Below are 7,216 nucleotides of genomic sequence, written 5' to 3'. Positions count from 1 at the left end.
GGAAGTCGATCGTCCGCGGGACCGCGGTGCCGCCGCACCAGATCAACTTCGGCCGCTCCTTGAGGGCGAGGTTTACGGCCAAGTGGCGGCGCGACCCCCTCGGCCGCCGGCGACTTGCGGAAGGGGAGCGGTGGCACGGCGCGCGGCCCGGCGCGTTCGTCCGGTGACCGGCACCCACGCCGCACGCTCCAGGCGGCCTGGCGCGGGGCCGCACAGCGGCCTGAGCGCCGCCTCCCCTTGGTCCGGGAGCACCTGCGGGCACACATCCCCGATGATCCGTCGGCGCTCGTCTTCACGGGCCGAATGGCGGAGTACTGCGGCGGGGTAACTTCCGGCGGGCGTCCCGGTGGCCTCTGGCCGTGGAAACGCTCGGGCTCCCGAACCTGCACTCCCATGACCTGCGGCACACGGGCAACACGCTCGCTGCGATCGTGGAGGCGACGCTACCGGAGCGCATGGGGCACGCGAGCGACCGTGCGGCCATGATCTACCTGCACGCGACGGACGAGCGGCACCGGGAGATCGCGGACACCTTGAGTGCGATGGCCAAGGCCGAACTCAAGAAGACGAAGCAATCGGGCACGCAACGGGCACGGAAGCGAAAGAAGCGATCGTGAGAGACGAGAGCCCAGGTCAGGACATGGCGTCCGACCTGGGCTTATTCGTGTGTGGAGCCTAGGGGATTCGAACCCCTGACACCCGGCTTGCAAAGCCGGTGCTCTACCAACTGAGCTAAGGCCCCTGGTCTTGTGTTACTTGACCTGCGGTGACGCTCGATGGCGTGACCGGTGACGATCGTACACCGTAGGCGGAGCGCAGGCTTTCGAGGCTGGGCGGGCGCTGAGGCCTCGCCGAGGCTACTCGTCCTCGGCGGGGCGCGGGTCGGTCCGTGGGGCGATGCCGTGGATGCGTCGGCCAGGAGAGACGTCTCGCTCCCCGTCCGCCCCGTGTCGAGTGGTTCATGCCTTCGAGGGAATTGTCGTCACTCCTGGTAGAGGCCACGCTCCTTCCCATGGACACGAGACTCGGGATCTTGCTCCCTACCGACCGGGCTCGGTGGGATGACGCCCGCCAGCTGGTCGATTTCGCCGTCCGGGCCGAACGCCTCGGCTATGACTCGGTCTGGGCCAACGACACTCTGCTCGGTGCGCGGATCGAACCGCTGGCCATGCTCGCCGCCCTCTCATCGGCGACCGAACGCGTCACGCTGGGGACGGCCGCTCTCCTGCCCGCCTTCCGCCGGCCGGTGGTGGCGGCTCAGACGCTGGCCTCCATCGACCATCTGTCCGCGGGACGCCTGATCGTCGCCGTGGGTGCGGGTTTCCCCGGCAGGTCGGAGATCGAGTACGCCGTGTCCGGCGTGCCGTGGGAGCGCCGTTTCGGACGGTTGGACGACACAGTGGCCCTGTGGCGGGCGTTGTGGTCGGGCGAGCGTGCGTTCCAGGGCAAGGTGCTGCACTTCGACGAGCTGCCTGAATCCACACCCTCCTACCGGCCGGGCGGGCCGCCGATCTGGCTGGCCGGCGCGAGCCCCTCGGCGCTGGAGCGTGCCGGGCGGCTCTACGACGGATGGTTGCCCTACCCGCCCGATCCCGCCGACTACCGGGCGGGCCTCGCGACGGTGCGGTCGGCGGGCCGTCCTGAGGACGCGGTCACGCCGGCGTTGTTCGTCACCGTGCTGATCAGCGATGACGCGGGCGTGGAACGGCAGCTCGACGCTTACTGCCGATCAACCTACGGCCTGCCGTACGAAACGGTGCGGACGATCCAGGCGATCGTCGCGGGCCCGGCCGAACATGTGGCCGCCACGTTGGCTCGGTACCTGGAGGCGGGCGCGGAGCACCTCGTCTTCCGCATCGCCGCGCCGTCCCTCGACGCCCAGCTCGACCAGGTGGAACGCATCGCCACGACCGTGCGCCCATTGCTGAGCTCGCGCTAGCCCTTTCGGCTGTCGAATGAACCGAACAGGCGCTGCGGTCGGGCGGTCGGGGCCAGTCGCGAAGCGCATCCGCGGTGGCCAACGAACGGGCGTCGGCTTCCGTTAGTCGCTCGGGCGGGTGCGTCCGTCGTTGGCTGTCGCTTCTCGCTGCGAGATGCGACTCCCGGCTCGCCGTGGATCCCGCTGGATGCTGGAGGCCCCCGCCGGGCACGACCTCGGCGGCTGGGTTCCGCGCCTACGGGGTTATCCGTGGTCGGCGTTGGCCGGGGTGCGGAGGATGAGGTCGGGGAGGGCCGCGACCGAGGGAAGGACGTGGGTGGCGCCGGCGGCGAGGAGGCGGTCGTGGTCGTGGGCGCCGGTGAGGACGCCGGCGACGACGGACGCCCCGGAGCGGCGGCCGCAGAGCATGTCGCCCGCCGTGTCACCACAGACGGCGATGTGGCGGACGTCGTCCACGCCGAGGCGCAGGGCCGCGGTCAGGACGAGGTCGGGCCACGGCCGGCCGCGCGGGACGTCCTCGGGGCAGAGGGTCAGGTCGGCGCGGTCCCACCAGCCGAGGGCGTCGAGGACGCGGGCCTGCGTGCCGCGGCCGAAGCCGGTGAGCAGGCACACGCGGACACCGGCGCCGCGCAGCCGTGCGAGGGCGTCGTCGGCGCCGGGTACGGGTGTGAGGCCGCGCCGGTCGATGAGGTCGTGGTAGGACCGCTCGAACGCCAGATGCGCGGCCCGGGCGCGGGGTTCGTCGAAGAGCGAGCGGAAGATGCCGATCTTCGATCCGCCGCGCGCGTCACGGAAGCGGGCGAGGGCACGGCCGTAGGACGCCGTGCCGGAGACGATCCCCAGGGTGGCGATCGCCTCGGCGAAGGCGCACTCGACGGTGTCGCCGTCCGCGACGGTGGTCCCGGCGAGATCGAGGCAGGCGACGGTGATCGGCTCTGCTTCGTTCACGCCGGGGCCTGTCGCCGGCGTGTCAGCTGTCGGACGACGTGGCCTCGGTCCACAGGTCCAGCTCGGCGCGGTCCTGCTGGAGCTTGCGCCAGACGGCGAAGCCACCGAGGGCGACGACGGCGAGGACGAGAAGCTTCTTCACGGTGGGACCCCTTCACCTTCGACTATCAAGTCAGAAACCGGGGACGGCTGATCAGAGTCTGCCTCCCCCAGGCTCTCCGCAGCCTAGCAACCACGGCCGGGCGATCAGCACCGAAGGGCCCCTCCCCGGACGAGACATTCGAAAAAGCCTCGCATTTCATGCTCTCGTCGGAACGCCGGAACGGCCGCATAATCCGGGTGGAGACCTTCGGGAGTGCGGATGGCAGAAGACGACTTCCGGCGCTGGGAGCGCGAACTGGAGCCGGACGTGCCCGACGAGCGTCCGTCCGGGGGGCGCGGTCTGGTGCTGGTCGCGGGGCTGACCGCCACGGCGTGCGCGGCCGTGATCGCGTGGGGCGACGTGCCGCTCGGCACCGCCGGGCTGGTGCTCTCGTCGATCATTCTTCTGCTGTGGCGCATCGGAATGTGATCCGCCATCATCGCGGGATGGATCTGCGCGGAGCGAACGTCCTGCTGACCGGCGCGACCGGCGGGATCGGCCAGGCGCTGGCGAGGGCCCTCGCCGGTCGCGGCGCCCGGCTGGTGCTGACGGGCCGCCGGGCCGACGTCCTGGAACCGCTGGCCGAGCGGCTCGGCGGCCGCGCCATCGTCGCCGACCTCGCGGACCGGGCGGCGGCCGAGAGCCTCCTGGACGAGGCGGGCCGGGTGGACGTGCTGGTCGCGAATGCGGCGCTGCCGGCGTCCGGGCTGCTCTCGGGGTACTCGATCGGGGAGATCGACCGGGCGCTGGACGTGAACCTGCGTGCGCCGATCGTGATGGCGAAGCTCGCCGCAGCGCAGATGGCCGATCGTGGCCGCGGCCACCTGGTCTTCGTTTCGTCGCTGGCCGGCAAGACGGCGTCGGGGCACGCGTCCCTCTACAACGCGACGAAGTTCGGTATGCGGGGGTTCGCCCTGGCGTTGCGCGAGGATCTGCGCCCGCACGGCGTCGGTGTCTCGACGGTCTTCCCCGGCTTCATCCGGGACGCGGGCATGTTCGCCGAAGCGGGCGTGACCCTGCCCAAGGGGATCGGGACGCGGTCGCCCCGGGACGTGGCGCGCGCGACCGTCCGGGCCGTCGAGCGCGACATCGCGGAGATCGACGTGGCGCCGCTCGGGCTGAGGATCGGCGCGCGGATCGGCGGGGTCGCGCCCGTCCTGTCGGCGGCCGTGCAGCGGCGCGCGGGCGGGCACCGGATCTCGCGGGGCCTCGCGGACGGACAGCGCGGCAAGCGGTAGCGACAAATCTGGATCTTCCAGCGATAATCCGGACGGGCCCGCTTGATCAGCGGGACGAGCCGGCGCAGCGGCCGGGCCCTATCCCGCCCGCCGCGCGCCCCCGCGCGAGGAGGGTCTGCGCCATGCGGACGGGCAGGAAAATCGTGATCGGGGCGGCGGCCGCGGCCGTCCTGTCGCTGGTGTCGGTGCCCGCGCGGGCGGCGGAACCCGCGGACGCGACCGTGGTGCCGGTGCAGGTCACCGGCGATCCCGCGAAGCGCTTCAATCTCGTGGTGCTGGGTGACGGCTACACGGCGGCGGACATGCCGAAGTTCCGCGCGCACCTCGCCAAGCACCTCAACGACCTGTGGACGATCGAGCCGTTCAAGTCGTATCGCAGCTACATCAACGTGTACGCGGTGGAAATCCCGTCCGGCGAGTCCGGCGTGAGCTGTGACCCGGCGCTGTCATCACCGCGGCGCACGACGCCCTTGAGCATGGCCTTCTGGAGCGGCTGTAGACAGGACGGCATTCAGCGCCTTCTCGTCATGAACTCTGCGGCCGCCAAGACGTATGCAGATCTCGTCCAAGGCACGACTGTAGGAAACCGTCAGATCCTCGCGCTCGCGAACAGCGACACCTATGGCGGTGCAGGGGGCGCCTACGCGACGGCGTCCGGTGGGAACGCCATGTCGGCTCTCATCGCACCGCACGAACTCGGCCACTCGCTAGGTGGGCTGGACGACGAGTACGACTACTACCAGCGAGGCGTCCCTGGTGGGACGTACACCGGCCCTGAGCCCGCCTCCATCCATCACACGCTTCTGACCGAGGAGGAGATGAAGGCACAGAAGCAGAAGTGGTGGCGGTGGCTCGGGGAACGCAGCGAGTCCGGGGGCACCATCGGGCGGTACGAAGGTGGCCTCTACTCAGGTAAGGGCGTGTGGAGGCCGAGCCAGCACTCGATGATGAAAACGCTCGGCTACTACTACGACCAGGTCGCGCGTGAACGGATGACCCAGCGGATCTCAGGCAAGGTCAACCTCGTCCAGGCGAACACGCCCACGAACGCACCGGTGGGCGACGACCGTGTGCTGTGGGTCGAAACGATGCATCCGACCGGCCATCCTCTGTCCGTTGCATGGACGGTCGACGGGAAGACCGTCGGGCACGGCGCGAACCTCGACCTGGCCAGGCTGCACCTGAGGAAGGGCACGCACACGGTCAAGGCCACTGTCACCGATCCCACCGGCTTCGTCCGGGACCCGGCGATCCGGTCGTCCGCCGCGCTCACGCAGGTGCGCACATGGACGGTCGACACCGGCGTGAGCACTCCGCCTGAGAACGTGCCTGTCGACTTCAGTTCGTCCACGCCCACGGAGACACCGGTAGGAAGCGATTCCGTCGTCTACGTGGAGACGACCCACCCGGTGCAGAGCACACCCAAGGTGAAGTGGGTACTGGACGGGCGCCCCGTACGGGGCGGCGACCGAGACATCGATCTCGGACGGTTCCGCTTGGCGAAGGGCACGCACACGCTGGTCGCTCGGGTCGGCTCCAACACCCGCACATGGACGATCGACGCGCAGGCGCCGGTCGTCGCGTACGAACTGTCCAAGGCGGCGCAGAGCCAGGTTCGTCCTGGTCGGACGCCCGAGTACGTCTTCGACGGTCCCTTCACCATGCGGCTCACCGGCGCGGACGACCGTCCAGGCGTGGTGGTCTCCGAGTTCCGCGTGGACGGCGACGGTTGGTTCAACTACTTCGGCTGGCCGACCGACTCGTCCTCTCCCTGGCGGTTCACCGAGAACGGCACGGTCATCGACAGCCTCACCTACGGCAAGCTCGGTAAGGGCCGCCACACCATCGAGTACCGCGCGATCGACCCCGCGGGGAACGTCGGCAAGGCGGGCAAGTTCATCGCCACCCTCCGCTGAGCCCCGGCACCAGCCCTGCCCCTCCTCGCACCGGTCCCGGACCGCTGTGACTCGGGGGCAGGGCCGTGGGGTCAGCGTTCGGGCGCGGGTTCCGGCGCGGGCTTCATGGCCGGTTCGGGTGCGGCGGTGCTGCCGTCAGGCGGGGGCACCGGTGCGGCCGCGGGGGAGCGGCGCGCGGTGGCGAGGACGGAGCCGCCGAGGATCAGCACGAACGACGCGATGATCGTCCCGCTGAGCGGCTCCCCCAGGAACACGACGCCGGCCGCGACCGCCACGGCCGGGTTCACGTACGTGAACACCATGCCCCGGGACGTCCCCACCTCCCGGATGAGCTCGAAGAAGACGATGAACGCCAGCGCCGTGCAGACCAGGCCGAGGGCGACGAGCGCGGCGAGGACCCGCCCGTCGGGCATGGCGCTCGGCCAGGTGGCGATCGCCGGGCCGGTGTAGACGAGCGCGGCGATGGCCAGCGAGAACGCGGCCATGTGCAGGCTCGGAAGGTCCTGGAGCCGCCGGGTGGCGATCATCGGGGCGATCGCGTACCCGACCGCGACCAGCATGACCTCGCCGATCGCCCACGCGCTGCCGCCGCCGAGGTGCGGTCCGGCGAGCACCCCGACGCCGGCCAGGCCGACCAGCAGGCCCGCCCACCGGAGGGGCCCGAGCCGCTCGGCGTCCCCGGTGAGCCTGGCGAGCACCACGCCGATGATCGGGACGGCGGCGATGAGCAGGCCCGTCATGGAGCTGGTCAGCCGGTTCTCGGCGTCCGACAGCAGCGCCCACGGCCCGAGGATCTCCACCGCGGTGAACAGCAGGAGCGGGCGCCAGTGGCGGCGGACCACGTCCAGCCGCCCGGCCCTGAGCGCCAGCGGCAGCAGGACGAGCACGCCCAGCGCGGTGCGCGCGAACACCACCATGGGGACCGAGACGCTCTCGACCGCCACCTTGATCAACAGATAGGGGATGCCCCACAGCACGCTCATCAGCGCGAACAGCATCCAGCCGCGGCGACTCAACCCGACCTCCGTTCTCG

The 7,216-nt window shown here is 70.8% G+C and carries 9 protein-coding genes and 1 tRNA gene; 5 read left to right on the top strand and 5 right to left on the bottom strand.

Translation table 11 applies throughout. The annotated features are described in order from the left end of the window. The first annotated feature begins 359 nt into the window (after window positions 1–359). Window positions 360–617 (top strand): hypothetical protein, encoded by a 258-nt coding sequence (locus tag AB0C69_RS08455; RefSeq protein WP_360351412.1) that lies wholly within the window; start codon window positions 360–362, stop codon window positions 615–617. Between the two features lie 52 nt (window positions 618–669). Here the strand turns inward: AB0C69_RS08455 and AB0C69_RS08450 are convergent. Continuing rightward, window positions 670–742 (bottom strand) — tRNA-Ala (locus AB0C69_RS08450). A 270-nt stretch (window positions 743–1,012) separates the two neighbouring features. On the opposite strand from AB0C69_RS08450, the gene AB0C69_RS08445 reads away from it, so the two are divergent. Further along, window positions 1,013–1,939 carry an LLM class flavin-dependent oxidoreductase gene (locus tag AB0C69_RS08445; RefSeq protein WP_360351409.1) on the top strand — a complete coding sequence of 309 codons (927 nt, stop codon included), beginning with the start codon at window positions 1,013–1,015 and terminating at the stop codon, window positions 1,937–1,939. Between the two features lie 243 nt (window positions 1,940–2,182). Here AB0C69_RS08445 and AB0C69_RS08440 read toward each other — a convergent pair whose 3' ends face one another. Both AB0C69_RS08440 and AB0C69_RS08435 read right to left on the bottom strand, forming a co-directional pair. After that, window positions 2,183–2,887 (bottom strand): HAD-IA family hydrolase, encoded by a 705-nt coding sequence (locus AB0C69_RS08440; protein ID WP_345182839.1) that lies wholly within the window; start codon window positions 2,885–2,887, stop codon window positions 2,183–2,185. 22 nt (window positions 2,888–2,909) lie between these two features. After that, on the bottom strand, window positions 2,910–3,029 hold the full coding sequence (locus AB0C69_RS08435; protein WP_345182838.1) for a DLW-39 family protein: 120 nt from the start codon (window positions 3,027–3,029) through the stop codon (window positions 2,910–2,912). Between the two features lie 219 nt (window positions 3,030–3,248). Between AB0C69_RS08435 and AB0C69_RS08430 the strand changes: the two genes are divergently transcribed. Then, window positions 3,249–3,458, top strand: a complete 210-nt coding sequence (locus AB0C69_RS08430) for a hypothetical protein (RefSeq protein ID WP_345182837.1) — start codon at window positions 3,249–3,251, stop codon at window positions 3,456–3,458. 17 nt (window positions 3,459–3,475) lie between these two features. Further along, complete coding sequence (locus AB0C69_RS08425; RefSeq protein ID WP_360351404.1) at window positions 3,476–4,267, top strand: SDR family NAD(P)-dependent oxidoreductase; 792 nt, start codon at window positions 3,476–3,478, stop codon at window positions 4,265–4,267. A 46-nt stretch (window positions 4,268–4,313) separates the two neighbouring features. On the opposite strand, the gene AB0C69_RS08420 is transcribed toward AB0C69_RS08425, so the two are convergent. After that, window positions 4,314–4,508, bottom strand: a complete 195-nt coding sequence (locus AB0C69_RS08420) for a hypothetical protein (RefSeq protein ID WP_360351401.1) — start codon at window positions 4,506–4,508, stop codon at window positions 4,314–4,316. On the opposite strand from AB0C69_RS08420, the gene AB0C69_RS08415 reads away from it, so the two are divergent. Next, the gene (locus AB0C69_RS08415; protein ID WP_360351398.1) at window positions 4,498–6,183 is read left to right on the top strand and encodes a M64 family metallopeptidase; all 1,686 of its coding nucleotides are present in this window, start codon (window positions 4,498–4,500) and stop codon (window positions 6,181–6,183) included. The two genes, AB0C69_RS08420 and AB0C69_RS08415, sit on opposite strands and share 11 nt — an antisense overlap. Window positions 6,184–6,254: 71 nt before the next feature. Here the strand turns inward: AB0C69_RS08415 and AB0C69_RS08410 are convergent, their stop codons facing one another. Beyond that, on the bottom strand, window positions 6,255–7,199 hold the full coding sequence (locus AB0C69_RS08410; RefSeq protein WP_360351395.1) for a DMT family transporter: 945 nt from the start codon (window positions 7,197–7,199) through the stop codon (window positions 6,255–6,257). Between the last annotated feature and the right edge of the window lie 17 nt (window positions 7,200–7,216).

The organism is Actinomadura sp. NPDC048032, assembly GCF_040653175.1.
GTDB lineage: Bacteria > Actinomycetota > Actinomycetes > Streptosporangiales > Streptosporangiaceae > Spirillospora > Spirillospora verrucosospora.
The sequence above is the reverse complement of the archived record's forward strand: the minus strand, read 5'-3'. Positions and strand labels throughout refer to the sequence as shown.

Coding starts and splice junctions, on each gene's coding strand:
- AB0C69_RS08445 (WP_360351409.1), top strand. CDS start 1,013: ATGGACACGAGACTCGGGATCTTGCTCCCTACCGACCGGGCTCGGTGG.
- AB0C69_RS08430 (WP_345182837.1), top strand. CDS start 3,249: ATGGCAGAAGACGACTTCCGGCGCTGGGAGCGCGAACTGGAGCCGGAC.
- AB0C69_RS08425 (WP_360351404.1), top strand. CDS start 3,476: ATGGATCTGCGCGGAGCGAACGTCCTGCTGACCGGCGCGACCGGCGGG.